20 protein-coding genes and 1 pseudogene are annotated in these 26,825 nt (G+C 70.1%); 6 read left to right on the forward strand and 15 right to left on the reverse strand.

Features of this window, described 5'->3' with window-relative positions:
• Positions 1-32: 32 nt before the first annotated feature.
• The 3 genes from LRS10_RS04530 to LRS10_RS24330 all read right to left on the reverse strand — a co-directional run bounded on the left by LRS10_RS04530 (position 33) and on the right by LRS10_RS24330 (position 3,596).
• Positions 33-1,229 carry an OmpA family protein gene (locus tag LRS10_RS04530; RefSeq protein WP_257836209.1) on the reverse strand — a complete coding sequence of 399 codons (1,197 nt, stop codon included), beginning with the start codon at positions 1,227-1,229 and terminating at the stop codon, positions 33-35.
• Positions 1,230-1,800: 571 nt separating this feature from the next.
• Positions 1,801-3,414: a cation:proton antiporter gene (locus LRS10_RS04535; RefSeq protein ID WP_308237914.1), complete on the reverse strand. Its 1,614-nt coding sequence runs from the start codon at positions 3,412-3,414 to the stop codon at positions 1,801-1,803.
• Positions 3,411-3,596: a hypothetical protein gene (locus tag LRS10_RS24330; RefSeq protein ID WP_308237915.1), complete on the reverse strand. Its 186-nt coding sequence runs from the start codon at positions 3,594-3,596 to the stop codon at positions 3,411-3,413. The genes LRS10_RS04535 and LRS10_RS24330 overlap by 4 nt, the downstream gene beginning before the upstream one ends.
• A gap of 156 nt (positions 3,597-3,752) precedes the next feature.
• Between LRS10_RS24330 and LRS10_RS04540 the strand changes: the two genes are divergently transcribed.
• Together LRS10_RS04540 and LRS10_RS04545 are read left to right on the forward strand one after the other, a co-directional pair.
• Positions 3,753-4,226, forward strand: a complete 474-nt coding sequence (locus LRS10_RS04540; RefSeq protein ID WP_257836210.1) for a copper chaperone PCu(A)C — start codon at positions 3,753-3,755, stop codon at positions 4,224-4,226.
• Positions 4,227-4,310: 84 nt separating this feature from the next.
• Positions 4,311-6,380: a M13 family metallopeptidase gene (locus LRS10_RS04545; protein WP_257836211.1), complete on the forward strand. Its 2,070-nt coding sequence runs from the start codon at positions 4,311-4,313 to the stop codon at positions 6,378-6,380.
• A 296-nt stretch (positions 6,381-6,676) separates the two neighbouring features.
• On the opposite strand, the gene hisG is transcribed toward LRS10_RS04545, so the two are convergent.
• The 6 genes from hisG to LRS10_RS04575 form a co-directional block, all read right to left on the reverse strand.
• Positions 6,677-7,654, reverse strand: coding sequence for an ATP phosphoribosyltransferase (gene hisG, locus LRS10_RS04550; RefSeq protein ID WP_257836212.1), 978 nt, complete (start codon positions 7,652-7,654; stop codon positions 6,677-6,679).
• Positions 7,651-8,790, reverse strand: coding sequence for an ATP phosphoribosyltransferase regulatory subunit (locus tag LRS10_RS04555; RefSeq protein WP_257836213.1), 1,140 nt, complete (start codon positions 8,788-8,790; stop codon positions 7,651-7,653). Before LRS10_RS04555 ends, hisG begins: the two co-directional genes overlap by 4 nt.
• On the reverse strand, positions 8,790-10,259 hold the full coding sequence (hisS, locus tag LRS10_RS04560; RefSeq protein WP_257836214.1) for a histidine--tRNA ligase: 1,470 nt from the start codon (positions 10,257-10,259) through the stop codon (positions 8,790-8,792). The genes LRS10_RS04555 and hisS overlap by 1 nt, the downstream gene beginning before the upstream one ends.
• A 307-nt stretch (positions 10,260-10,566) precedes the next feature.
• Positions 10,567-12,126, reverse strand: a complete 1,560-nt coding sequence (gene pgi / locus LRS10_RS04565) for a glucose-6-phosphate isomerase (protein ID WP_257836215.1) — start codon at positions 12,124-12,126, stop codon at positions 10,567-10,569.
• A 191-nt stretch (positions 12,127-12,317) separates the two neighbouring features.
• Positions 12,318-12,932: a thioredoxin family protein gene (locus LRS10_RS04570; RefSeq protein WP_257836216.1), complete on the reverse strand. Its 615-nt coding sequence runs from the start codon at positions 12,930-12,932 to the stop codon at positions 12,318-12,320.
• 23 nt (positions 12,933-12,955) lie between these two features.
• Positions 12,956-15,097 (reverse strand): protein-disulfide reductase DsbD, encoded by a 2,142-nt coding sequence (locus LRS10_RS04575; protein WP_257836217.1) that lies wholly within the window; start codon positions 15,095-15,097, stop codon positions 12,956-12,958.
• Positions 15,098-15,239: 142 nt separating this feature from the next.
• Between LRS10_RS04575 and LRS10_RS04580 the strand changes: the two genes are divergently transcribed.
• A complete protein-coding gene (locus tag LRS10_RS04580; protein ID WP_257836218.1) occupies positions 15,240-15,632 on the forward strand; it encodes an acyl dehydratase in 393 nt (130 codons plus the stop codon).
• Positions 15,633-15,764: 132 nt separating this feature from the next.
• On the opposite strand, the gene LRS10_RS04585 is transcribed toward LRS10_RS04580, so the two are convergent.
• Entirely contained in the window at positions 15,765-16,568 is an 804-nt protein-coding gene (locus tag LRS10_RS04585; protein WP_257836219.1) for a SapC family protein, read from the reverse strand.
• Positions 16,569-16,750: 182 nt separating this feature from the next.
• Between LRS10_RS04585 and LRS10_RS04590 the strand changes: the two genes are divergently transcribed.
• Both LRS10_RS04590 and LRS10_RS04595 read left to right on the forward strand, forming a co-directional pair.
• Positions 16,751-17,641: a MaoC/PaaZ C-terminal domain-containing protein gene (locus tag LRS10_RS04590; protein WP_257836220.1), complete on the forward strand. Its 891-nt coding sequence runs from the start codon at positions 16,751-16,753 to the stop codon at positions 17,639-17,641.
• 14 nt (positions 17,642-17,655) lie between these two features.
• Positions 17,656-18,432 (forward strand): phosphatase PAP2 family protein, encoded by a 777-nt coding sequence (locus LRS10_RS04595; RefSeq protein WP_257836221.1) that lies wholly within the window; start codon positions 17,656-17,658, stop codon positions 18,430-18,432.
• Here the strand turns inward: LRS10_RS04595 and aguB are convergent.
• From aguB to LRS10_RS04610, 3 genes are all read right to left on the reverse strand, one after another.
• Positions 18,429-19,307 (reverse strand): N-carbamoylputrescine amidase, encoded by an 879-nt coding sequence (gene aguB, locus LRS10_RS04600; protein ID WP_257836222.1) that lies wholly within the window; start codon positions 19,305-19,307, stop codon positions 18,429-18,431. The two genes, LRS10_RS04595 and aguB, sit on opposite strands and share 4 nt — an antisense overlap.
• A complete protein-coding gene (locus LRS10_RS04605; protein ID WP_257836223.1) occupies positions 19,307-20,299 on the reverse strand; it encodes an agmatine deiminase family protein in 993 nt (330 codons plus the stop codon). The genes aguB and LRS10_RS04605 overlap by 1 nt, the downstream gene beginning before the upstream one ends.
• Before the next feature lie 132 nt (positions 20,300-20,431).
• A complete protein-coding gene (locus LRS10_RS04610; RefSeq protein WP_257836224.1) occupies positions 20,432-23,725 on the reverse strand; it encodes a TonB-dependent receptor in 3,294 nt (1,097 codons plus the stop codon).
• A 453-nt stretch (positions 23,726-24,178) separates the two neighbouring features.
• On the opposite strand from LRS10_RS04610, the pseudogene LRS10_RS24335 reads away from it, so the two are divergent.
• Positions 24,179-24,598 (forward strand): annotated as a pseudogene (locus tag LRS10_RS24335) (glycosyltransferase family 39 protein); the annotation flags it as partial.
• Positions 24,599-25,516: 918 nt separating this feature from the next.
• Here the strand turns inward: LRS10_RS24335 and msrA are convergent.
• Both msrA and LRS10_RS04625 read right to left on the reverse strand, forming a co-directional pair.
• Positions 25,517-26,095, reverse strand: coding sequence for a peptide-methionine (S)-S-oxide reductase MsrA (msrA, locus tag LRS10_RS04620; protein ID WP_257836225.1), 579 nt, complete (start codon positions 26,093-26,095; stop codon positions 25,517-25,519).
• A 77-nt stretch (positions 26,096-26,172) separates the two neighbouring features.
• A complete protein-coding gene (locus LRS10_RS04625; RefSeq protein WP_257836226.1) occupies positions 26,173-26,823 on the reverse strand; it encodes a 3-oxoacid CoA-transferase subunit B in 651 nt (216 codons plus the stop codon).
• Positions 26,824-26,825: the final 2 nt, after the last annotated feature.

Raw genomic sequence — 26,825 nt, forward strand, 5'->3', positions numbered from 1 at the left:
TCGCTTAGATCCGACTGTCGTCGGCGATCGACTTAGAAGTTGATGTCGATCGTCGAACGGCGGTTCAGCGGTTCCTTCACGCCGTCGCCGGTGGCGACCGCGGGTTGGGTCTCGCCCTTCCAGTCGACCGACAGGGCCGTCTGGTTCACGCCAGCGCCGACCAGGGCGTCAGCCACGGCCTTCGCACGGCGTTCGGACAGGCGGACGTTGTAGGTCTGCGAGCCCGAGGTGTCGGCGTGACCGACGACCACGACGCGGGTGGCGTTGCCGCCGCGGGCGTAGTTGGCGGCTTCCGAGACCACCGTCTGGGCTTCCGGCGTCAGCACGTACTGATCGAACGGGAAGTAGACGATGAACTGCCGGGCCTCGTAGGCCGCAGCCGGCGGAGGCGGCGGGGGCGGAGGCGGCGGGGGCGGAGGCGGCGGGGGCGGCGGGGGCGGCGGGGGCGGCGGCGGAGCCGCGAACGAGTACCGCAGGCCGAGCGTCACCGACGAGTCGCGGTATTCACCGCCGAACACGCCCGGCTGCAGGCCGCCAGCGGCCGAACCGGTCGAGGCGAAGTCGACGTCCGAACCGCCGAGGTAGCGGTAGGTCAGGTCGACGTTCAGGCGGTCGGTGGCGCGCCAGGCCAGGCCGGCGATCAGTTGCCAGGCGAAGGCCGTGTCGTCGTCGTCGATCGTCAGGTTCTGGATCGCCGGGTTAGCCGCCGTGAAGGGGCCCGGAACGTTCGAGAACTGGCCCACGGTCTCCATGGAGACGTGGTTGATGCCGATGCCGGCGCCGATGAACGGGTTGATCGTGGAGCCCGGCAGGATGTCGTAGATGACATTGCCCATGACCGTCCACGAGGTCACGTCGCCGTCCGGCGAGTTACAGGCCGGAGCCGCAGCCGTGCGGACGACGCCCGGGGTGCAGAGGCCGAGGACCGACTGGTTCGAGCCGCCACGGACCGACTCGAGGTCGCCGCCGCGGTAGCCGAGCTCGAGCTCGACGCGCCAGTTGTCGGTCAGTTGATAGCCGAGGCGGGCGAAGCCGGCCCAGTCATCTTCCTGATTGAAGTCCCAGGTGTAGGGACGGCCGTTCGCGGCGTTGTTCGAGCTTTCCAGCTCGAACTCTTGCGGCCAGTGGTACCCGAGGTCCACCGCGCCGTACCAGCCGACTTGCGCCTGGGCGGCGGACGCGGCGAACGCCGCAGCCATCGCAGCGCCTGCCAGGAGTTTAAACTTCATAATCAGAGCCCTCTCGTTGCCCTCAGGTGGTGCGGCCTATCGACCCAGCCGCCGTTATAACAAGGCCGTTGGAATGCGTAAGTGTCGCCGAAGCCACACTTGCGACCCAATCTGGCCCCCCTCTTCCGACATTCGCCAGGACGCTAAACAACACCTTAACAGTGATCGGTGTTGTGATGAGAGTTGATCCCCCACCCACGGCCCGGCTGCAGACCAGGATTGCGCCCGGTCCGCCGGAAAACCTCAGATCGAACACCTCCGCTGTTCAAGGCCAGGCTTCACCGCGTCGGCGCTGAATTCTGGACGAACTTTCTGGAAATATTTGTGAAGCGGCGACGGCGACGCAGGCGAACGCTGCGGGTCCGCGCCCGCGGCCTCGCGCTTGAATGCCTGGCTTCCCGCCGACATGAACCCCCTCAACCGATCCCTGCGCCCCTGTCGCGCTACCGCCGTCAACGGTCATGGCTACGCTTGGTTCCCGCAGATGAACGTGGGCTGACAGTTTTTTTGTCACCGCCGAAATGATGGCGCCGTTGCGCCTCACCTTCTAGCGCACGTCTCACGGCGGCGGCTACGGCTGGCCCCGGCGGAAATGGCGCGTCCGGCCGCCCATGGCTTCCGGCCGGTTCAGGGCCGTGCGGAACTCGTCCCGGCGCTCGTGGATCGAGGCGATCACCAGCCCCATCGGCACGCCGATCTCCACCAGAACCGCCTCGGACAGTTGAAGGCTCGCTTCGACCGTCTCCGGCACGGCGTCCGTGGCGCCGAGGTCATAGAGTCGCTGGGCATGCCGGGCGTCACGCGCCCGCGCAACGATGGTGAGGTCGGGCCGCAGACTGCGCGCGACCGCTACGATGGCCTCGACGCCCTCCGGATTGTCCATCGTCACGACCACGGCGGGCGCGTCGGCCAGGCCGCAGCGCTGCAGGAACTCGGGGCGCGAGGCGTCGCCGAAGTAGATGGCCTCGCCCGCCCGCCGGCCCTGCTCCACCAGCCGGGGGTCGAGCTCGGCGGCCACCCAGGGAATCTGGTGGCGCCGGAGCATTTCGCCGACGAGCCGGCCGACCCGGCCATACCCGACCACGAGGACCTGGGGCGGCGGTCGGCCTTCGGCGTCGGGATCGCCGCCGACCTCGGGCGGGAGTTCGGCCGGCGTCAGCTTCCGTCCGCCGAGCCTGAGACTGAGCATTGCGAGCAACGGAATGCAGAACATGGACACCGTGGCGGCGACCAGCGTGGTCTGACCGACGAGCGGATCGACGAGGCCGTCAGCCATGGCCTGACCCAGAATGACGAACGCGAACTCGCCAGCGCCCGCCAGCAGCAGCGCCGCTTCCAGCGCCGGGCGCGTCTTCAGCCCGAAGACGCGGGCTAGGCCGAACACCACGGCGATGTTGAACACGATCATCGCGGCCGCCGCGCCAAGGATGACCTGCGGCCGCTCGACCAGGAGCGGAACGTTCAGCTGCAGGCCGACCGAGATGAAGAACAGCCCCAGCAAGAGCCCCTTGAAGGGCTCGACCCTTGTCTCGACCTCGTGACGGAATTCGGTCTCGGCGAGCAACAGGCCGGCGATGAAGGCGCCCAGGGCCATGGACAGGCCGGTGAGCGCGCTGACCAGGCCGGCCCCGATCACCACCAGCAGGCAGGCGGCGAGGAACAGCTCCTCGCTCTTGGCCTTGGCCACCGAGCGCAGCATCGGCCGCAGCAGCAGGCGCCCGAGGATCAGCAGCACGCCGACGCCGAGGACCGAGGGCGCCATGGAGAAGAGCAGTCGCTGACCCAGCGCCTCATGGCTGCCGTCGCCACGCCCCAGCAGGGTTATGGTGACGAGCAGCGGCGCCACGGCCAGGTCCTGGAACAGCAGCACCGAGAAGGTGGCCCGACCCGCCTGGGCGTGCTGGCGCTTCTGTTCGGCCAGGGTCGGCATGACGATCGCGGTCGACGAGAGCGCCAGGGCGGCGCCGATGGCGATGGACGCCACCAGCGGCTGGCCCGTTAGCAGGGCGGCGGCGGCGAAGGCGACGAGACAGACGCCCACCTGCAGCGCCCCCAGCCCGAAGACCAGCCGCCGCATGGCCCGCAGCCGTTCCCAGGACAGCTCAAGGCCGATCATGAACAGGAGGAACACGACGCCCAGTTCGGCGAGCTGGGCGAGTTCGCCCGGGTTGTCGATGGTGATCACCGACAGCCATTCGAAATCGCGCGCGAGGGGGCCAGGCCGTAGGGGCCAAGCACCACCCCGGCCAGCAGGAAGCCCAGGATCGGACTGATCCGCCATCGACGGAACAGCGGGACGACGACCCCGGCGGTCGCCAGGAAGAGGACCACGTCCTTATAGGCGCCGGCTTCGACGTGGCCTTCCATTCGCTCTCCAGGTTGGAACGCCGCGCACTATGGCGCCCGCGAAGCGCTTGCGGAATCCCACTTGGGGTCTAAAGGCTGCGGCCGTGAATTCGCCGTCCGTTCAAGCCAGGGCGCAGACGCTGCGTCTTGCCGGCCGGCGTGGTGCGGAGACGTGACGTGGACCTGCTGAAGCTGACTGTCATCGCGGCGCTGGCCGCCCCGGCCGTCGCGCTGGCCGCGCCCAAGGCAAGCGACGCCTGGAGCCGGCCGGCGGCGGCGGGAACGACCGGCGCGGGCTTCATGACACTGAGCAATCCCGACAAGGCGCCCGACGCCCTCACCAGCGTCGAGGCCCCGTGGGCCGGCCGGGTGGAGATCCACCGCTCGATGATGAGCGGCGGCATGAGCAGCATGCAGAAGCAGCCGCGGGTGGCGCTGGCCCCGGGCGGCAAGGTGCTGTTCGCGCCGGGCGGATATCACCTGATGTTCCTGGAGCTCAAGCAGCCGCTGAAGATCGGAGACCGGCTGCCCGCAACGCTTGTGTTCGCGAGCGGCGCGCGCGTTAAGACGGAATTCGAGGTGCGCATCACGCCGCCGGGCGCTCCATCGACCGCCAAGCCGGGCGCGACGCCGGATCACGCACACCACTGATATCTAACGAAAATGTAACGGGCGGAACCATGGCGGCCGGGAGCATGGTCGCCGCCAACCGCCTCGCCCGAGAGTAGACACCCGATGAGATCCGTATGGCTCGCCGCCGCTGCGGCCGCCGCCCTGCTGACTGCGCCGCTTGGCGCCCATGCCGCCGGCGCCGCCGACGCCACCGCCGAAGCCCCCAAGGATCTTTCGAAGGCGCCGCGCATGGGCGCCTGGGGCTTCGACCTGGCCGGCCGCGACACGGCGGTGAGCCCCGGCCACAGCTTCTTCGAGCACGCCAACGGCAGCTACATGAAGCGGCTGGAGATCCCGGGCGACCGGTCGAGCTATGGCGCCTTCAACGCGCTGGCCGAGCTGTCGCAGGAGCGGCTGCGGGTGCTGGCCGAGCGGGCGGCGAGCCACCCCGACGCCGGCGGGCCGGAGGGCCAGGTGGGCACGCTCTACAAGAGCTTCATGGACGAGGCGCGGGTGAACGCCCTGGGCGCCACGCCGCTGGCCGCCAACCTCGCCAGGGTGCGGGCGGCGAAGACGCGTTCCGACGTGGCCCGGCTGATGGGCGAAACGTCCAAAGGCTTCGGCCAGAGCGTGTTCTCGGTGCAGGTCTATGACGACGCCAAGGACCCGCTTAAGTACGCCGTCTATCTGGGACAGGCGGGCCTGGGCATGCCCGACCGCGACTACTATCTGGTCGAGCGGTTCGCCCCGCAGAAGGCGGCCTACGAGGCCTATGTAGCCAGGATCCTGACGCTGGCCGGCTGGCCGGACGCGGCGGGCCACGCCAAGGCGATCCTGGCCATGGAGACCGAGATCGCCGAGGCCTCCTGGACCCGGGCCGAGCGCCGCGACGACGACAAGACCTACAATCCCTACGAGGTCGCCCAGCTGCCCGGCTTCGCGCCGGGCTTCGACTGGAACGCCTTCCTGGCCGGGGCCGACCTTTCCAAGGTCAAGCGAGTGATCGCCAGCGAGAACACCGCCTTCCCGAAGATCGCGGCGATCTATGCCAGGACGCCGGTGGAGACGCTGAAGGCCTGGCTCGCCTTCACCACGGCGGACCAGGCGGCGCCGTATCTGTCGGACGACTTCGTGCAGGCCCGGTTCGACTTCCGCTCGAAGACGCTGTCGGGGACGCCGGCGCAGCAGCCCCGCTGGAAGCGCGGCGTGAACCTGGTGGACGGCGCGATCGGCGAGGCGCTGGGCAAGCTCTATGTCGACGCCTATTTCCCGGCCGAGTCGAAGGCCAAGATGGAAGCCCTGGTCGCCGACCTGAAGACCGCCATGGGCCAGCGCATCGACCGGCTGGAGTGGATGAGCCCGGCCACCAAGGCCCGCGCCCACGAGAAGCTCGGCAAGTTCCGGGTGAAGATCGGCTACCCGGACGTCTGGCGTGACTATTCGGGCCTGGAGCTGAAGGCGGACGACCTCTACGGCAACCTGGAGCGCAGCTCGGCCTTCGAGTGGGCGCGGACGGTGGGCCGGCTGGACAAGCCGGTGGACCGCGACGAGTGGGAGATGACCCCGCCCACGATCAACGCCTACTACTCCTCGACCAAGAACGAGATCGTCTTCCCGGCCGCCATCCTGCAGCCGCCGTTCTTCGATCCCGAGGGCGATCCGGCCATCAACTACGGCGGCATCGGCGGGGTGATCGGCCACGAGATCACCCACGGCTTCGACGACCAGGGCCGCAAGTCGGACGGCGACGGCCGCCTCGCCGACTGGTGGACCGCCGAGGACGCGGCGAAGTTCAAGGTGCAGGCCGACCGCCTCGGCAGGCAGTACGAGGCGACCGAGATCCTGCCCGGCGCGCGCATCAACGGCGAGCTGACCATGGGCGAGAACATCGCCGACCTGGGCGGCCTCCTGCTGGCCCTGGACGCCTACAGGATCTCGCTGAAGGGCCAGCCGGCGCCGGCGCTGGATGGCCTCACCGGGGAGCAGCGGGTGTTCCTGGGCTGGGCGCAGGTCTGGCGGGCCAAGTACCGCGACGACTTCATGAAGCAGATCCTGGTGTCGGATCCCCACGCGCCGCCGCAGGCTCGCGTCGACGGGCCGGTGAAGAACATCGACGCCTTCTACCGGGCGTTCGGCGTCAAGCCTGGCGATCCCATGTACGTGCCGCCGGAGCAGCGCGTGCGGATATGGTGACGCTTCAGAAATAAGGCGGGAGGCGGGGCCCGGCTCCGCCTCTCTTTTTGACTCTTCCGTCAAAAACAACCAGAAGCCGAAAAGATTCGGCCCGCCGAGGGGGATAATCTCGGCGGGCCGTCTTGAGCAGTCGCTCTGATTGAGCGGGCGTTTCCTCCCCGAAACGCCGGAGACCTTGGGACTAGCGCCTTCATGTCTCTCGCCTGATGACAGAACGGCAATTTTCAGCCCGAGTCAACGGCTCCGGTCCGGGTTCAGAGCACTCCAGGATCAGAAATTCGCGATTGCGCGGAATTTTACACCGTCTTTTTGACTGTTCCGTCAAAAGTTCGCACCCTGAGGGTGTCGAAGGCGGGGCAGCGCACGTCGAAGACGAACTCCGGCCGGGCCGCGGTCACGGGACCCAGGCCTGCGGCGGTCAGGGCCTGAGCCGCATCGGCGATTCCCGACACCGCGACCAGGAGTCCGTTGGGGCGGCGGGATGCGCCCTTGGCCACGAGCGCGTCGACGACGGCGGCCTCCGCGGCGTCGCCCCGGGTGGGCCAGATCAACGTCGCCGAATTCAGCGCGGCGGCGCGGGCCTCCACGAGCCGCAGCAGGCGTTCGGCCGCGGCGAGCGCGGTTTCGCTCCAGGCCGCGCGCAGCGAGGCGGCGAGCTGGGCCTGGCTCTTCAGGATCACGCCGTCGGCCAGCACCTTCAGGCCGTTGGCGGCCAGCGTCGCCCCCGTGGTGGTGATGTCGACGACCAGTTCGGCCGAGCCCGCGGCCGGGGCGCCCTCGGTGGCGCCGCCCGATCTGACGATCCGGTAGTCGACGACGCCGTGGCGGGCGAAGAAGGCCCGTGTCTGGGCGAGGTACTTGGTGGCGACCCGCATTCGCCGGCCGGTGCGCGAGAGATACTCGTGAGCCACCTCCTCGAGGTCGGCCATGGTCTCGACGTCGAGCCAGCTCTTGGGCGCGGCCACCACCAGGTCGGCCCGGCCGAAGCCCAGCGCGCGGAGCAGCAAAAGCCGGCCCTCGAAGTCTTCGCCGCGTTCGCGCAGCAGGTCCTCGCCGGTGATCCCCAAGTGGACCTCGCCGGCGTCGAGGGCTTCGGCGATGTCGCCCGCCGACAGCAGGCGCACCTGGGCGCCTTCGAGGCCCTTCAGCGCGGCCATGTAGCCGCGCGATCCGCCGGAGACGGACAGCGACAGGCCGCTATCGGCGAGCCAGGCGTCGACCTGTTCCTTGAGGCGTCCCTTCGACGGGACGGCGATGATCAGTTCGCGGCTCATGCTTCGCCCCCGTTCCACGCACGCCAGGGCCGGACCATGCAGCCCACCGCGCGGCCTTCGCCGCCGCCCAGGCGGGCCAGAAGGCCGTCATAGCGACCGCCGACGGCGACCGGGCGATCGGCTCCGAGGGCGTCGGAGACCACCTCGAAGGTCAGGCCGTCGTAATAGTCGAAGGCGTGGCCCAGCGCGGGGGCGAAGGACATGCGGTGCGGGTCGGCGACCTTGGCCAGGGCCTCCAGGCGCCGGGCCCAGCGCGCCAGGGCCGCCTTGAGCGCCTTGTCCCTGCGGCCGGCGAGTTCGCCGACGCGGGCGAGCGCGGCGTCGGGGCTGTCGTCGATGGCCATGAAGGCTCGGATGGCGGCGGCCTGCTCCTCCGTGAGCGCGGGCGCGCTCGCGGCCTCGGCCTTGCGGACCAGGCGGGCGGCGATCTCGGCCGGACCGCGGCCGCCGACCGGCTCAACGCCGGCCAGCATCCAGACCTCTTCCAAGAGGGCGGCGGCCTGAGCTTCGTCCAGCCCCGAGAGAATCCCCGCCAGCGTGCCGCCTTGCGCGGAGGTCGCTTCGCCGACGCGGGCGAGTTCGGCCTGCAGCAGGCGCGGACGGCCGGCCACACGCTTCAACCTGGCGGCCAGCGCGTCGGCCAGCGACAGGCTCTCGATGAAGGGGCCGAACAGGCCGACGTCGCCAAGGCGCAGCGTCAGGTCCGCGCGGCCGCCCGCGAGCGCCGAGCGCCAGGCGAGGCCGGCGATCTCGGCGTCGGCGGCTTCGGTCGCGCCGACCGCCGAAGGGTCCTTGGGCGCGAACAGCTCCAGGCCCACCTGCAGGAATTCCTCGGGCCGTTCGGCGCCGGCCGAGGCCCGGAAGGCGGCCCCCTCGTAGGCGTACCGCCCCTCGCCGGCCCCACTCTCGATGTGCTGGCGGGCGATGGCGACGGTGAAGTCGGGACGCAGGCAGGCCTCGGCGCCGCCCTCGGCCTGCACCACGAACAGGCGGGCGCGCATGGCTTCGCCGGCCAGGTCCAGCAGCAGGTTGAGCGGCTGCAGCAGGGGCGCGTCGGCGCGCATGGCGCCGGCGGTCTCCAACGGCTGGCGGATGGCGGCGAGCGCCGCCTCCGGAACGGGCGGCTCGACGCGCATCAGCCGGCGTCCAGGATGCGGCGCAGGGCCGACGCCATCTCGGCGCGGGCGAGGGTCTGCTGGCCCGGACGCTGCTCGCGCCACTCGGCGTTGTCGGTGACCTTGCTGGCCAGCTCTCGGCCGAGGTCGAGGTCCTTGATGGTGACCGTGCCGGCGGCGAGCTCGTCCTCGCCGACGATGACGGCGGCCGGCGCGCGCCGGCGGTCGGCGTACTTCATCTGCGCCTTCATGCCGGACTGGCCGAGGTAGACTTCGGCGGGGATGCCGACGGCGCGGATTTCCGCGGCGAGCGCGAAGTAGTCGGCCATGCGGGCCTGGTCGAAGGCGATGACCACCACTGGCCCGCGAACCGCCGACGCCGCGTCGCGGCCGGCGGCGCGCAGGGCGGCGGCGAGCCGCGAGACGCCGAAGGAGAAGCCGGTCGCCGGCGTCCGCTCGCCGGTGAAGCGGGCCACGAGGTCGTCGTAGCGGCCACCGCCGCCGATGGAGCCGAAGGTGACCTTCTGGCCCTTTTCGTCCGTGGTCTGGAGCAGCAGCTCGGCCTCGAAGACCGCGCCGGTGTAGTACTCGAGGCCACGGACCACCGAGGGGTCGACGATCGCGCGGTCGGCGGCCACGCCCAGCGCCGTCAGCGCGGCGTCGATGGCGGCGAGTTCGGCCAGGCCTTCGTCGCCCTCGGCGGAGCCGCCGACCACGTCGGCCAGCTTGGCGATGGTCTCAGCGCGGCCGCCGACGCCGGCGGCGGTAAAGGCCAGGACACGCTCGGCGGCGGCCGCGTTCAGGCCCGCGCCCTTGGTGAAGGCCCCGGACTCGTCGAGGCGTCCCTCGCCCAGCAGCAGGCGGACGCCGTCGGGTCCGAGGCGATCCAGCTTGTCGACGGCGCGCAGCACGCCGAGCTTCTGGGCGTCTTCCGTCACGCCGGCCGCCGCCATCAGGCCGTTGAGCAGCTTGCGGTTGTTGATCTTGATGAGCGCCGACCCGGCCGGCAGGCCGGCGGCCTCCAGGCCCTGCACCGCCATGGCGATGATCTCGGCGTCGGCCTCGGGGCGGGCCGAGCCCACCGTGTCGGCGTCGCACTGGACGAACTCGCGGAAGCGGCCGGGGCCCGGCTTCTCGTTGCGCCACACCGGGCCGTAGGCGTAGCGGCGGAAGGGCTTGGGTAGGGTCTCCCAGTTCTGGGCGGCGAAGCGGGCGAGCGGCGCGGTCAGGTCGTAGCGCAGCGCCATCCACTGCTCGTCGTCGTCCTGCAGCGCGAAGACGCCTTCGTTCGGGCGGTCGGCGTCGGGCAGGAACTTGCCCAGCGCATCGGCATATTCGAAGGCGCCAGTCTCCAGCGGCTCGAAGCCCCACTGCTCGTAGACGCCCGAGACGGCGGCCAGGATGCGGCGCTCGGCGACCACGTCGCGGGCGCGGCGGTCGACGAACCCACGCGGGGCGCGGGCTTCGGGGCGTTGGGAGGCGTCGGTCATGGCAGCGCGCTTAGCGGCTGCCGCGTCGAGGCTCAAGGAAGGATCGGTCATCGTCGTCTCTCGGAGAAATCTGAGGGACGGACGGCGCTTGTCAGGAAGAAGCCCCGTCCGCTGTGGCGGGGCTTCGGGGACGGTGCGTCTAGGCCACGCAGCCGCCGTCCGAACCCGCCGGGGTCGGATGGTGGTGATGGCCGTGGTGGTGCGCGGACCGCGTCATGACGGGGCGGCGTATAGCGGAGGCGGCGGCGAAAGGGAAGGAAGCGCCTAACCTCCCGCCGTCGCTGCTGCGAGGGGCGGAGGTAGGGACCTATTTCAACCGATCGATCAGGGCCTGGGTCGACGGATCGTGGGGGTTCTGCGCCGTGCCGTCGAGGTCGGCGAGGACGCGGGCGGCCAAGGTCTTGCCGAGTTCAACACCCCACTGGTCGTAGCTGTTGATCTCCCAGAGCATGCCCTCGACGAAGGTCTTGTGCTCGTAGAGGGCGATCAGCGCGCCGAGCGCCTCGGGCGTCAGCTGGTCGAGCAGCAGGAAGCTGGTGGGGCGGTTTCCGGGGAAGTGCCGCTGCGGGTCGTCCGGCATGGCGCGGCCGATCATCAGGGCCTCGGCCTGGGCGACGGCGTTGGCCAGCAGCTTCTTCTGGGCGGCGGGGTCGCCTTCCGAGCCCTTGGCCACGGCGACGATGTCGACGGGCACCACGTCCGTGCCCTGGTGCAGCAGCTGGAAGAACGCATGCTGGCCGTTGGTGCCGGCGTCGCCGAACACGCTGGCGGCTGTCGCGTGCGGCGCGGGGCGGCCGTCGGCGGTGACCCGCTTGCCGTTCGACTCCATCTCCAGCTGCTGGAGGAAGGCCGCGAACAGCCGGAGGCGCTGGGCGTAGGGGACGACGGCGCGGATCGGGCGGCCGAGCCCATTGCGGTTGAAGACGTGGGCCAGCGCCAGCATCACCGGGGCGTTGCGCTCGAGCGGCGCGTCCTGGAAATGGGCGTCCATGGCCGCGGCGCCGGCGTGCAGGCGCTCGAAGGCGTCGTAGCCCAGGGCGATCGCGCAGGAGAGGCCAACCGCCGACCAGACGGAGTAGCGGCCGCCGACCCAGTCCCAGAAGCCGAACACCTGGTCCTCGGGTACGCCGAAGGCCTTGGCCTTGTCGGGCGCAGCGGAGACCGCGACGAGGTGGGCGTCGGACGCCTGGCCGAGGCTCGCGCGCAGCCAGGCGCGGGCGGTTTCGGCGTTGGCGAGTGTCTCCAGGGTGGTGAAGGTCTTGGAGACGGTGACCAGCAGGGTCTCGGCCGGATCCAGGCCGGTGAGCGCCTGGGCCAGCTCGTTCGGATCGACGTTGGCCGCGAAGCGCAGCTCGATCTGCGGATCGAGCGGCTTCAGCGCCTCCCAGATCAGGCGCGGGCCGAGGTCGGAGCCGCCGATGCCGATGTGGACGATGGCGCGGAACGGCTTGCCGGTGGCGCCGACCTTCCTCCCTGACCGGATAGCCTCGGCGAAGGTGCGCATGGCGGCGCGGGTGGCCTCGACCTCGCGCGAAACCGGGACGCCGTCGGCCTTGAAGTCGGCGCCGTCGGGGGCGCGCAGCGCCATGTGCAGGGCAGGCCGCTTCTCGGACGCATTGACGATCTCGCCGGCGAACAGCCGGGCGCGGGCGGCCTCGACGCCGGCGGCGCGGGCGAGGTTCAGGGCGGCCTCGACGCCGGCGGCGTTCCAGGACTGTTTGGAGAGGTCCAGGACGAGGCCGGCCGCCTCCAGGGTCAGCCGCTGCAGCCGGTCGGGCTCGGAATCGAACAGACCCGCGATGGGCCTGGCGGCGGACGCTTCGGCGGACGCGGAAAGCGCGCGCCAGGCGGCGGTCGTGTCAGTCAAAGCGATTCGCCCTCAAGCCCAGCAACATCTCGTCGTTATCCTGGCCGAACGTCCGGCAAGCGGACGGCAGAGCCCGAACCCAGGAGCCGTGCGCACCGCCCTGGGTCCCGGATCTGCCACGCGGCCGCCCGGGATGACAGACATGGTTATAGTCGTGCTTCCGCCCGTTGCGGAGCGGAGAGCAGCCCGGCCTAGTCGGCCGAGCCGTACTTAACGCTGCAGCCGTAGGGCTTGGTTGCGGCCTGGGCGACCGGGCGGCCGGCCTTCACGTCGGCCAGGGCGGCGGAGACGTAGTTCTTCGCGCCCTTGAGGGTGGCCGGATCGGCGGAGGGCTTGTCGTCGATGCCGCCCATGTAGACGAGCTTGCCGCCCTTATCGACGATGTACATGTGCGGGGTGGTCTTGGCGTCGTAGGCGCGGCCCACCTGGCCATCCGGATCCAGCAGAACGGCGGTCGAGCCGGCGTTCGCCTTGGCCTTCCAGGCCTTGGCCCCCGCGGGATCCTTGTGGCCCTGCATGCCCGGCGCGGACGAGATCACCGTCAGCCACACCGCGCCGTCCTTCACGGCCTGCTTCTGCAGCCCCTGCATGGCGCCGGAGTCATAGTGCTTCTTCACATAGGGGCAGCCCTCGTTGGTCCATTCGAGGACGACGGTCTTGCCCTTGAACTCGGCGAGCGAGCGGGTCTTGCCGTCGGCGTCCTTGACCTCGAAGGCCGGGGCTGGCTGGCCGACCACGGGGGCGGCGAAGGCCGGAGCCGCGACAGCGGCGGCGACGGCGGCGATGGCGAAAGTCCGGAACATCATGGGGAAGGCTCCTGGTTTCGGGGTCAGCTTGGTTTGGCCGCGGCGTCGAGGGCTTTCACCACGGCGCCTTCGGTGAGCAGGGCGGGGAGGATGCGCGGCTCGGCCTGGCCGGCGCCGTAGAGGAGGTAGAGCGGCACGCCGGCCCTGCCGAAGCGGGCGAGCTCGGCGGCGATCGACGCGTCCTTCTTGGTCCAGTCGGCCTTGAGGTACGCGACATTGTTGCGGGCCATGGCCTCGGCCACGCCCCTGGTGGACAGCGCCACCCGCTCGTTCACCTGGCAGCTCACGCACCAGGCCGCGGTGTAGTTGACGAACACCGGCCGGCCCTCGGCCCGGAGGGCGGCGAGGCGTTCGGGGCTGTAGAGTTCGTGCTCCGCCGAGGCGCCCTGGACGCCCGGCTCGGCCGACGCGGCCTGCGCCTCCGTGTAGCGGGGCCCGACGACGGCGGCGACGGCGAGGACGGCGAGGACCGCTGCGGCCAGGCCCTGGGGCAGCGGCCGACGACCGATGACGGCGCGGCGCTGGGCGATGCCGGCCAGCCAGGCGGCCACCGCGAGGACGACCGCGGCGGCGAACAGCCGGGCGAGGCCGTCGGCTCCGGCCTGCTGGGTCAGCACCCAGGCGAGCCAGGCGGCCGCGGCGTACATCGGGAAGGCCAGCGCCTTGCGGAAGGCGTCCATCCAGGGGCCCGGCTTCGGCAGGCGGGCCAGCAGGCGCGGGGCGAAGGCCACAGCCACGAACGGCAGGGCGAAGCCGGCGGCCAGCGCCAGGAAGACCACCAGGGCCGAGACTGCCGGCTGGGTCAGCGCCCAGCCGAGCGCGGGGCCCATGAACGGGGCGGTGCAGGGCGCGGCGACGACGACGGCGAGCGCGCCGGTGAAGAAGGCTCCCGCGATCCCGCCGCGGCCCGCCAGGCCCGAGCCGACGTTCTGCAGCGAGCCGGCCACCTCGAAGACGCCGGAGAGGTTGAGGGCCACCGCCAGCATCAGCAGGGCGAGGAAGGCCACCACCGGCGGCGACTGCAGCTGGAAGCCCCAGCCGATCTCGGAGCCGGCGGCTTTCAGGGCGATCAGCAGGCCGGCCAGGGCCAGGAAGGTGACGACGACGCCGGCCCCGAAGGCCAGGCCCTCGCGCCGCGCCTCGCCCGAGCCGCCGTGCTTGGCGAGCGAGGCGGCCTTCATGGCCAGCACCGGGAAGACGCACGGCATCAGGTTGAGGATCAGGCCGCCCAGCAGGGCGAAGACCGCCGCGCCGAGGAGCCCCATGCCGACGCCGCCGACGCCGCCGGATGCGGATCTGGCGGGGGGCGGGCCCAGACCGGCCGCCCCGGCAGGCGCCGGGCCGCGCGCGGCGGTGAGCTCATAGGCCTTGTCGCCGAAGGTCAGGACGCCCGCGATCTCGGCCGGCCCCTCGCCGGCCTGGAAGTCGACGCCGGGCGGCAAGGTCAGGGTGAGACCCTCCGGGCCACGTTCGATGGGCTGAGGCTTGGCGTGGTCTATGGCCGTACCCGAGAAGGGGAAGAAGTAGGCGTCGGCCAGGTCGGCGCCCGCCACGGCGGCGCCGGTGACGGCCAGTTTCAGGCCGGACGCATCACCCGAGAAGGCGGCCGATAGGCCCGCCGGCTTCGGGGTCTCGGCGAGCGCCTGGCGGATCGTCGGCCCCCAACGCGGATCGGCCGGCGCCGGCGCGGCGACGACCGGCAGGTCAAGCGTCAGGTCGGCGCTCTCTGGAATGCAGATCTCGGCGCAGACCAGGAAGGTGGCCTTCGCCTTGAGCGTGAGGGTCTCGCCCGGCCTGGCGGTGGCCGGGGCGGTGAGCGGAACGGGCAGGACCACCTGGCCCTCGTAGCCGTAGTTGACCAGCGGCCCGACCGGCAGCCGGTGCGGCGCGGGCCAGACGAACTCGCCGGCGGTCCAGCCGGCCGGCAGCTCCCAGGCGATGGAGGTGGGCTCCCCGCTGTCGCCCGGATTGCGCCAGTAGGTGTGCCAGCCGTCCTGGATCTTCTGGACGAGGGCGACGTGGATCGTCTGGCCCGGCGCGACGCCGCGGGCCTCAGGCGCGAGTTCGGCGATGAGATGGCCGGTGTTGACGGGCGCCGCCTTAGCCGCGCCCGCGATCGCCATCGTCGCTACCAGGGCCGAAAGCAGGCCCGCCAGGAACCGCATCGCCACTCCTCTGAACGATCAACCTCGACAAGTACGGCGGCTATATGGCCTGCGGATGTCTCGCCCGCAAAGCGGGGCTCGACTTGGGCTTCCGGCGTTGTCCATTCTGGCGGGAGAATCCGCCTGACCCATAGGAGTGCGCGTGCCCGCCAGCTTCGACGACATCGAGATCGGACAGGTCGTATCGCTGGGGGCCTGCGCGGTCGACCCGGCGGCGCTGAGCGCCTTCTGCGGATCCTTCACCCCCGGGTGGGACACCGAACGCGGCGCGCCCGACGCCATGCTCTATGCGCTTTGGGCCAAGCTGGACGCCGTGGCCGGGACGGAGTGGCCGCAGACCAAGCGGCTGGGCGTCGACGCCCTGCGCTGGATGCGCAACCCGCCGGCCGGCGAGTTGCTGCGTGGGCGGATGACGATCATGGCCAAGGACCCCGTGGGCGAAGGCAAGGGCATCGTCATCGCCCAGCACGACCTGCTGGACGAAGCCGGGCGCCTGGTCTTCTCGTGCCTGACGCGGAGCGTGTTCAGCCGGTAAAGAAAAGCCCTCCCCTTCACGGGGAGGGCGATCCGGCGAAGCCGGAGCAGGCCGGGGAATGAAGCCGCGGCGGCTTTCCCCACCCTGCCCGCTTCTCGGGCGTCCCTCCCCTGAACAGGAGGGACGAGGTTCTTAGGCGTTCGCCGCGACCGGCTGCTGCTGGGCCTGACGGGCCATGGCGACGGCGATCAGGCGATCCCAGCCGACCAGCGACAGCAGGTGGGCGTAGATCTGGCCCAGCGCCCCGTTGTCGCGCAGCTCGACCAGCTTCTCGGTCGGCAGCTTGTTCAGCTTCTCTTCCGAGACGCCGAAGTACTCCGCGATCTTCTGCGGCTCGGCCGGCGATCCGTCCGGGTTGGTCGGCGTGAACTGCGCGGTCTTGGTCTCGAACAGGTCGAGGTCCTTCAGCAGCTGCACGAAGCTCATCGTGCGCTGACGCTCGATCTCGAAGTTGTTGCAGAACTCGATGCACTGCTGGGTGTACTGGGTCGGTTCGCCCTTCTCGTCGAAGAACGGCAGGTCGCCGCCTTCCACGATGAACTCGGCGTTGCGGTCGACGCACAGGACCATCTGGTTGTTGGCCGTGTCGTTGGCGAAGACGAAGGGATAGCGGCGAACGTAGGCGGGGATGTAGACGCCCGGCTCGAACAGGCCGTTCTCCTGCACGAACATGTTCTCATTGGCGTTCAGGCCCATGACCGCGATCGGCAGCTTCTCTTCGCCGACGAAGATGATCGGGCCGGTGACGGCCGCCAGCGGGAACTCGCCCACCGTCAGCGGGATGGCGTGGCCGGCCTTGGCGAACTTGAACGGGCCGTCCATGCGCTTGACGCCGAGCTTGCCGTGCAGCTCGCGGGCCAGCGGTTCGGGCTTGCTATAGAACAGGACGCTGCCGGTCAGCTCGCCGCCTGCGGGCAGTTGGGTCGGTTCGGACATCGAAAACCTTCGGATCTCTCAAGGCGCGCCGACGAGGCCCTCCCGGCCCGCCTTGCGCGAAGGGGCCGCTTCTAGCCGATCCGGCAAGGAGCGGCAAATGCGGCCGGTGGTCCCCATGCGGTCCTTGCCTCGGGCGCGGGGAAGGCCTTTCAATCGCCGCAACGAAGAAGGGGAGCGCGCCCGTGCCGATCTACTATCCGGACATCCTGGAAAACCCGCCCACGACCTGGACCTTCAGCTACGGCGACAAGGACGTGATGCTGTACGCCCTGGGCATCGGACTGGGCGCCGATCCGCTGAACCGCGACGAGCTGCCGTTCGTCTACGAAAAGGGGCTGAAGGTGGTGCCGACGGCGGCCACGGTGCTGTCCTCGGCGGGCGTTGGACGGGCCCAGCGCACCCAGACGAGCGAACCCCGCGAAGGCTGGCGGCAGAGCGAGATCAACTACCTGATGGTCGTGCACGGCGAGCAGAAGGTGGAACTGCACAAGCCGCTGCCGGAGTACGGGAGCTTCACCGCCGAAATGCGGGTGGTGGGGGCCTATGACAAGGGCGCCGGCAAGGGCGCGGTGATCATCAACGAGACGACCTGGACCGACGACAAGGGCGAAAAGGTCGCCACGCTGACCGGCTCGACGTTCGCCCGCGGCGACGGCGGTTTTGGCGGGCCATCGGACGGCGCGCCCGAGCCGCATGTCGTGCCGGACCGCGCGCCCGACATCTCGGTGGACTTCGCAACCACGCCGGACCAGGCGCTGCTCTACCGGCTGAACGGCGACCGCAACCCGCTGCACTCGGACCCGGACATCGCCAAGGCGGCGGGCTTCGACCGGCCGATCCTGCATGGGCTGTGCACCTACGGCATCACCTGCCGCGCGGTGCTGCAGGAGATCACCGGGTGGGATCCGTCCGTGATCGAAAGCCATCAGGTGCGGTTTTCCGCGCCGGTGTTTCCCGGCGACACGATCACCGTGGATCTATGGCGCGATGGAAAGGTGATCTCGTTCGAAGCCCGGGTTAAGGAGCGCGGCGTCACGGTCATCAAGAACGGCAAGACCGTGCTGCGCGCCTAGAGGAAGACCCGAACTTGATCCGCATCCTGATGACCGCCTGCGCGGCCGCCGCCCTTGCGTCCTGCGCTGCCACCCCCGCCGAGGACGCCGCCCCGCCGCGCGCCGCGCACCAGGCGGCTCCGGGCGGCCAGACCACGGGCTATCTGACGGCGAGCGCCATGAGCGGCAAGGACATCCTGCCGGGTCCGCCCCCGGCCGGCTCGGCCTACGACATCGCCGACCGCGCGAACTACGACGCCACCCGCAGCCTGGAGGGCTCCGCGCGGTGGAAGCTGGCGCAGCAGGACAACGACCTGTGGCAGGGCGGGGCGCTGAAGCGGTTCTCGTGCGCCATGGGCCGGGAGGTGAACGCCACCCAGACGCCCGTCGCCTGGAAGCTGCTGCACAAGATCGAGCTGGACGTCCGCACCCTGGGCACGCCGGCCAAGAACCACTTCGACCGCAAGCGCCCGGCGTTGGGCAACGACAAGCCGATCTGCGTGCCGCGGGAGCCCTGGCTGGCGACCAACGCCTCGTATCCGTCGGGTCATTCGATGGTCGCCTGGGCCTGGGCGCTGATCCTCACCGAGGCCGCGCCGGACAAGGCCGACGCCCTGCTGAAGCTGGGCCAAGAATCCGGCGACAGTCGGGTGGTCTGCGGCGTGCACTATCCGTCGGACGTGGAGGCCGGCCGGGTGCTGGCGGCGGGGATGGTCGCGCGGCTGCACGCCGAGCCGGCGTTCAACGCCGACCTGGCGGCGCTGAAGCGCGAACTGACGTCGGCGCCGCCGGCGAGCGGCTGCGGGGTCTAGGCCGGCCGCTGCCCCACCAGCGCGCCGTAAAGGTCCGTCCGGCGATCGCGGAAGAACCCCCAGGCGGCGCGGTGGGTCTGCAGGAAATCCAGGTCGAACTCGGCCTGGACGATCCCCTCGTCCTCACGGCCGAGCGCCGAGACCAGGTCGCCGCGATGGTCGGCGATGAAGCTGGAGCCGTAGAACTGCTGGCCACCGTTCGGGTAGCCCGCCCAGGGCTCGAAGCCGGTGCGGTTCGCGCCCACCACCGGGATCACGTTCGAGACCGCGTGCCCCTGCATGGCCCGGCGCCAGGGCGCGGCGGTGTCCAGGGTCGGGTCGTGCGGTTCGGAGCCGATGGCGGTGGGATACAGCAGGATCTCGGCGCCCATCAGCGTCATGGCCCGCGCGCACTCCGGGTACCACTGGTCCCAGCAGATGCCGACGCCGATGCGGCCGAACCGGGTGTCCCAGACCTTGAAGCCGGTGTCGCCCGGCCGGAAGTAGTACTTCTCCATGTAGCCGGGGCCGTCGGGGATGTGGCTCTTGCGGTAGACGCCCATCAGCGCGCCGTCGGCGTCGATCATCACCAGGCTGTTGAAGTAGTGCGGCCCCTCGCGCTCGTAGATCGAGACGGGGATGACAACGCCCAGCTCCTTGGCTAGCGGCTGGAGCTCGGTCACGGCGGGGTGCTCGCGCCACGGGTAGGCGGTCGAGAACCAGCGTTCCTCCTGGGCGACGCAGAAGTACGGCCCCTGGAACAGCTCGGACGGCAGGATCACCTGCGCGCCCTGTGCGGCCGCGGCGCCGATGAAGCCCTTGGTCTTGTCGATGTTGGCCGCCATGTCCTCGCCGTACGAGGTCTGGATGGCGGCGACCTTCAGCGTGCGCGTCATCAGGCGGCGGGCTCCTGTTGGGTGATGCAGTGGAACGAGCCGCCGCCCGTGAGGATGGCGATCGAGGGCAGGCCAATGACCTTGCGATCGGGGAAGATCTGCTCCAGCGCCTGGACGGCCAGTTCGCCGGGCCGCTCCTCGTAGATCGGCACGATCACCGCCTGGTTGGCGATGAGGAAGTTCATGTGGCTGGCCGGGATCGGGCCGTCATCGCCCTCGACGAAGCCGGGCGACGGGATGCGGACCACCTTGAGCGCCTCGCCGCGGGCGTCGGTCTGGTGCGCCAGCCGGCGCGCGGCGTCGTCGTACGCCGCGGCGTTCGGATCGCCCCGGCCCCAGGCCACGGGCACGGCGATGACGCCCGGCGCGACGAAGCGGGCCAGGTTGTCGACGTGACCGTCGGTGTGGTCGTTGAGCAGGCCATCGCCCAGCCAGATGACCTTCTTCGCGCCCAGCGACCCCGCCAGCGCCGCCTCGGCCTTGGCGTCATCCCAGCCGGGATTGCGGTTGGCGTTCAGCAGGCATTGGCCGGTGGTCAGCACGGTGCCGAAACCGTCGTGGTCGACCGCGCCGCCTTCCAGGATGAAGTCGTGCGGCGCCAGCTCTGCGCCGGAGGCTTCGGCGATCTGGGCGGCGACGGTGTCGTCGTGCTCCAGGCTGTACTTGCCGCCCCAGCCGTTGAACCGGAAGCCCTGCGCCTTGCCGCCGGCGAAGATCGGGCCGGTGTCGCGCAGCCAGATGTCGCCGAAACGGCCCGGCACGATCTCGATATTGGCCACGTCGCCGAGCAGGCGACGAGCCGCGGCCTCGCCATCCGGATGGCCCGTCATCAGGCGCACGCGCTCGCCGCCGGGGCCGGCCAGGGCGCGGGCAAGCGCGGCCACCTCGGCCTGGGCCTCGTCGAGGTCGGCCTCCCACAGATCCGCATGGCTCGGGAAGCCAAGCCACATGGCCTTGTGCGGCGCCCATTCGGCGGGAACGGTGAAGCTCATCTGGCCCCTCTAGTCTCGAAGCCGGGCGCAGATGGCCCCCCGCGCCCCCTGCGTCAAGCATCCGCGACAAAAGAGAAAGGGCGGCTGCGTCGCCGCAGCCGCCCTTCCAACTCTTACGTCTCTCAGTTCGGCTTAGAACTTGTACTTCGCGCCGAACTTGATCTGCCAGAGCGACTGGTCGCGGCGGAAGGCCTTGACCGGCTCGACGAAGGCGCCGTTCGCGCCGGTGCCCGAGATCAGGTACCGGGCGTTCGGCGTGGCGCAGCCCGCCGCGGCGCCAGCGGGGCTGACGCAGCTGACGTTCACGACCGGGACCATTCGCGAGAAGTCGTACTGCTCGAGCACGCCCCAGTCGTCGTTCAGCAGGTTGCCGAGGTTCTCGACGTCCATGAAGACCTCGAGCTTCGCCCCGTTCGGGAAGAAAGCCGGCAGTTCCTGGCTGAGGCGCAGGTCGATGGTGGTGACGTCCGCCTGACGGAAGCCGTTACGCGGCGCGATCTTGCCGGCGTACTTCGAAAGGCCCGAGTTTTCCAGGAAGGTCTGGAAGCGCGCCTGGTCGAAGCCCGGAGCGTAGACCACGCGAGCGTCGTTCGCCGTCGGCACGTAGAGCAGCGCGTTCGACGTGGCCTGACGACCCGAGTAGCTCGAGGTGTAGTAGCCGAAGTCGTTGTCGAAGTTGCCGGTGCGGCTGTTGGCGAAGGTGTAGCTGAAGGGCAGGCCCGAGCGGTGCTGGGCGAAGACCGTCAGCTTGGTCTCGTTGTCGCCGAAGAACTTCTTCGCATAAAACACATTGAGCGCGTGACGGTGACGGACTTCGTAGTCCGAAGTCGCCGCCGGCGGATTCAGCGGATCCTGGCTGGCGAAGCGCGTGAAGCTCGACGAGGCGATCGAGCTGGTCATCGGGTTGGCATCTTCGGCGTCGGTGTAGGTGTAGCTGTAGTTGAAGCCGAGGCCGTCGAAGAGGCCGTCACGCCAATCCTTCGCCAGACTGATGGCCACCGAGTCCGAGCCGCCCTTGTCGATGTTGCGGAGCAGGAAGTCGGCCTGGTTGCCGGTCAGGTCGCCCGTGGTGGTCGGGCCGTACACCGGACGACCGTCCGGCGCGAGACCGATCACCCGCGCGCGCGCATCCGACCAGTAGAGGGCGTTCTCGTTGATCGCCTTCAGATAGTCGACCTGCACCAGCCAGCCGTCGCCCACGCCCCAGGGGGTGAGGTCGAACTCGTAGCCGATCGACAGGTTGGCCTTCCAGGTCGTCGGGATCTGGAAGCCCGGCGACAGGGCGTTCACGTCACCGCCGCGCGGCGTGAACGTACAGCCGGCCGGGGCCTGGGTGAGGCTCACGTTGGTGAACGGAGCCGCCGGGCAGACGGCGTTGGTCTGGCTGACGCCGGTGTTCGAGAAGGAGTTCGAGATCCAGACGTTCAGGCCCGTCGCCGAGAAGCGGCCGAAGCCGCCGCGGATGTTCAGGCGATCCATCGGCTCGTAGTTGAACGAGACGCGGGGCAGAACCACGGACTCGCCGTCGACGCTCTTGGTGTTGGCGAAGCCCTGACGCGACACGAAGGCCGTGTTCAGGATCGGCGCGTCATCCGTCGAGTACCAGTCGAAGCGGACGCCAGCCGTGACGTCGAGGTTGTCGAGGATCTGGATCCGGTCTTCAGCGTAGAGGCTGGAGAGGCGGAAGCCGAAGTCGGCGGCGCCGGCCCGGGCGGTGCCCAGCGTGGCCGGGACCGTGCCGGAGCTGGGGTCGATGCCGCCGGTCAGCGAGAACGCGCCGGCCCGGCGGGCCAGGAAGTCAGCGTAGCTGTTGAACGTATAGGAGCCGAGCGAGCGGGCGACGAAGACGTTGTAGATGTCGTCCTTCTCGGTGCGGAAGCCGAACAGCAGCTCATGAACGCCCAGGCGATAGCGGCCGATGGCCTCGATCGTCTCGAGCTTCACGTTCAGATAGTTGTCGTGGCGGTTGATGTCGGCGCCGAAGCGGATTTCCGGCGTGCCACCGCCGGCCTGCAGGCCGGGAAGGTCGTTGCCGCGGACGATGATCTCACCGACGGACAGGCCGTTCAGCGGGATCTGGGTGGTGTCCGTCTCCTTCGACGAATAGCGGAACTCGGTCGAGAAGTTCTCGGTCCAGTCGGAGTTCACCTGCACCGTGTAGGCGGTGAGCTCTTCATTCTTCACATACTGGCGCGATTCCAGGCCGATGGCCGGCTGGGTCGTGCTGTTGCCCTGGGCGAAGGTGTCGGACACCGACCCGTTGAACGAGTTGCCCTTGGTGTTCTGGTACGTGAACGACGCGCGGTGATTGTCGGTGATGTTCCAGTCGATCTTGCCGAGCCACTTCTCGTCCTCGACCGGGAAGGCGCCGATGACCGCGCCGCCCGGATCGTAGCCGTAGATGCGCTGGGTGTCGGCGCGGACCTGGTCGACGGTGGCGCGGGTGATGCGCGGGATGATCGTCGAGGCGCCGGAGTCGGCCGGACCTTCGTCGAAGCCGAGCACGCCTTCGAACTTCTCGTACGAGCCGAAGAAGAACAGGCGATCGCGCAGGATCGGGCCGCCGAGGGTGGCGCCGTAGGTTTTCTCTTCGAACGCGCGGTTGATCTTCACGCCTTCGAGGCTGTCACCGCGCAGGGTGTCGTCGGTGTACTCGTAGAAGGCGGTGCCGGAGAACCGGTTGCCGCCCGACTTGGTCACGGCGTTGATCTGGCCGCCGACGAAGCCGTTGTTGATGACGCTGTACGGCGCGACCGACACGTTCACGGCGGCGACGGCGTCGAGCGAGATCGGCGAGCGCTGGGTCGGGTAGCCGTTGTTGTTCAGGCCGAAGTCGTCGTTCTGGCGCACGCCGTCGACGGTCAGCTGGTTGAAGCGGGTGTTGGTCCCCGCGAACGACAGCGCGTCCTGGTTGGTCGGATCGATCGTGGCGAACGGGTCGATCCGGGCGACGTCCTTCAGGTCGCGGCTGATCGACGGCAGGGCCTCGATGTCGCGGGCGGTGAAGTTCGAAGCCGGACCGCCCTGGCTCTTGGCGGCGGCGGCGGCGGTGACGACCAGCTCGGCGACCTGGTTGCCAGCCGAGAACAGGACCACATCGACCGTGGCGGGTTCGCCGATGCCGATGGCGGCCACATTGGCGCTGGCGGCTTCGAAGTCAGCGGCGGAGGCGCTCACCCGGTATGGGCCGCCCGGGCGCAGGCCGCGCACCGAGAAGAAGCCGTCCTCGCCGGTGACCGACGTCGACACCGAACCGGTGGGCACATGGGTCACGGTGACGGTCGCGTTCGCCACCGGGGCGCCCGACTCGCTCGTGATCTGGCCGCGGACCGCGCCGGTGGTGGCCTGCGCGTACACCGCCGTCGAGGCGGCCGAGGCGAGGACCGTCAGCGCCGCGCCGCACGCGAGCCGATTGATCATTCTCATTAAGGTATCCCCTCATCCGATAGACTTCCGACAGCGGACGCCCCTTTCCGGCCGCTGCGAGTCTTGCGCGCCCCTATAGCGCTAAATTTCGCCGCGTGGGTGACGCTTTTGTTACGGTCACGGACGGACCGCGCAGATGCGTCGAAACGCGGCGCCGTTGCTTTACACCGCGCGGGCGGTGAGTAGGGTCCGCTCGCCCCGAAGGAGCCCCATGAGCGACGCCCCCGAATCCGGCCGAAAAACGCCCGAAAGAGGGACGCCCAAGCCGGGAATGCGCGGACGGGGGCCGCCCAGCCCGGAGACAACTGGCGCGCGGCGATCCTGCTGGTCGCCGCCCTCACCCTCGTGCGCCTCGTGGTGCTGTTCACCAGCCCCCTGGAGCTCTATCCGGACGAGGCCCAGTATTGGCTTTGGTCGCGCACGCTCGACTTCGGCTACTATTCAAAGCCGCCGATGATCGCCTGGGCGATCTGGGCCACCACCGCGTTCGGCGGCGATGCGGAGCCCTGGGTTCGGGCCTCGGCGGTGCTGTTCCAGGCCGGCGCGACGCTGGCGGTGTTCGCCATCGGGCGCAGGCTGTACGGGGGCGCCGCGGCGCTCGCGGGCGCGGCGCTCTACGCGCTGATGCCCGGCGTGCAGCTCTCGTCGCTGGTCGCGGCGACCGACGCTCCGCTGCTGTTCTTCCTGGGGCTGACGATCCTGGCCTATGTCTGCCTGCAGGGGGCGGAGGGTCGGCGGGCGCTGGGCTTCGCGGCGGCAGTGGGCGCCGCCCTGGGCCTGGCGTTCCTCTCCAAGTACGCCGCGGTCTACTTCCTGGTCGGATTGGCGGCGCACCTGGCGGTCTCCGCCGAGGCGCGGGCGGCCTGGACCCCCGCCCGGGCGGCCCTGGCGGCGCTCGCCTTCGCGGCGATCGTCGCGCCCAACGTGATCTGGAACGCCACGCACGGCTTCGCGACCCTGCATCACACGGCGGCGAACGCGGCCTGGGGCGGGCGGCAGCTGTTCAACTTCGCAGAGCTGGGCGAGTTCGCGCTGTCGCAGTTCGGCGTCTTCGGTCCGATCCCCATGGGCGTGCTGATCGCGGGGCTGGCGCTGGCGGCGGTGCGGCGCAGGCTGTCGGCGGCGGACCTGCTGCTGCTCTGCTTCACCCTCCCGCCGCTGCTGATCGTCACCGGTCAGGCGTTCATCAGCCGCGCCAACGCCAACTGGTCGGGCGCGGGCTATCTGACGGGCGCGATCCTGGTGGGCGCCTGGCTGGTCCGGTGGCGGGCCGGCAGTCGAAAGGCGGGAGGCTGGCTGATCGGGGCCCTGGCGACGCAGGCGATCGTGGCCGCGGCCTTCTTCGCTTTCCTGATCTCGCCCCGCCTCGCCGAGCAGTCGGGCATCGGCAACAGCTTCAAGCGGGCGAAGGGCTGGGCGGAGACCACCGACGTCGTTCTGGACCGCGCGAGCCTCGAACCCGGGCTCTCGGCCATCGCGGTGAACAACCGCTTCCTGTTCTACGCCATGAGCTACTACGGCCGCGACGACCTGCCCGGCCTCCCGCCCCTGCGCAGTTGGCTGCTCACGGGGGCCCCGAGAACCAGGCCGAGGCCAGCGCGGCGCTCTCGCCGGCCGAGGGGCAGCGCGTCCTGGCCGTCTCGATGGAAGGCGCCTACCGCGCCGAGATGGAGGGCGACTTCCGGCGCGCCTCCGGGCTGGAGATCGCGAGCATCTGGCTCGACGCCAAGCGCAAACGTCGGATCGAGATGTTCGTGGGCGAAGGCTTCGCGCCCAAGCCGCGCGACCCGGCTACCGGGCGCCCCAGATCTTCCTGAGCCACGGATCGCGGCCGCAGCCGATACGGTAGCGCTCGTACTGGGCCGGGTTCTTCTTGGCGAAGTCCTGGTGGTAGCCCTCGGCCATCCAGAACGGCGCGGCGTTGCGCACCTGGGTCGCCACCTTGGCCTTCAGCTCTCCCGCCACCCGCGACTTGGCCTGTTCGGCGATCCTCCGCTCCTCGGGCGTCGAGACGAAGACGGCCGTGCGATAGGCCGGGCCCTTGTCGCAGATCTGGCCGTTCGGATCGGTCGGGTCGATGTTGCGGAAGAAGTGGTCCACGAGCTCCGCGTACGAAACCTTGGCCGGGTCGTAGGTGACGCGGACCACCTCCATGTGGCCTTCGTGGTTCTCGTAGGTGGGGTTGCGCGAGGTTCCGCCCGCATAACCGGAGACGGCGCTGACAACGCCGGCCCTCGCCTCGAAGAACTTCTCGACCGACCAGAAGCAGCCGCCGGCGAAGACGGCGGTCTTGGCGCCGGCCGCGCCGGCGGCCGCCGGCGCGATCAGGAGGGCCGCGGCGGCCGCGGCCAGCAGGGTGCGGTGTCTCATGGGCCTAGAGCATGCCATTCCGGGACAGCGGGGTCACCTCGCATCTACGCGCGAGGGCCCCGGCCGGATGCGGCCGCCTAGACGGTCTGCAGCGCCACCTCGAAGTCGGCCTCGGTCTTGGCCTTCACCTCGTCCAACGTCACGTCGGGGGCGAGCTCGAGCAGGGTGAGCGGCGCCTTGCCCCGGCTGACGTCGAAGACCGCCAGGTCGGTGATGACCAGGTCGACCACGCCGGCGCCGGTCAGCGGCAGCGAGCAGGCGTTCACCAGCTTCGGCGCGCCCGACTTCTCGACGTGCTCCATGACCACGACCACGCGCTTGACGCCGGCCACCAGGTCCATGGCCCCGCCCATGCCCTTCACCATCTTGCCCGGCACCATCCAGTTGGCGAGGTCGCCGTTCTTCGCCACCTGCATCGCGCCCAGGATGGAGAGGTCGATGTGGCCGCCGCGGATCATCGCGAAGCTGTCGGCCGAGCTGAAGTAGGACGAGCTGGGCAGCTCGGTGATCGTCTGCTTGCCGGCGTTGATCAGGTCGGGGTCGGCCTCCCCCTCGAACGGGAACGGCCCCATGCCCAGCATGCCGTTCTCCGACTGCAGGGTCACCGACATGCCGGCGGGAATGTAGTTGGCGGTCAGCGTCGGAATGCCGATGCCGAGGTTCACGTAGAAGCCGTCGCGCAGCTCCTGCGCCGCGCGGGCGGCGATCTGGTCGCGGGTCCAGGCCATGC

Origin of the sequence: Phenylobacterium sp. J426 (assembly GCF_024699945.1) — a bacterium.
In the GTDB taxonomy this organism is placed as follows: Bacteria; Pseudomonadota; Alphaproteobacteria; order Caulobacterales; family Caulobacteraceae; genus Phenylobacterium.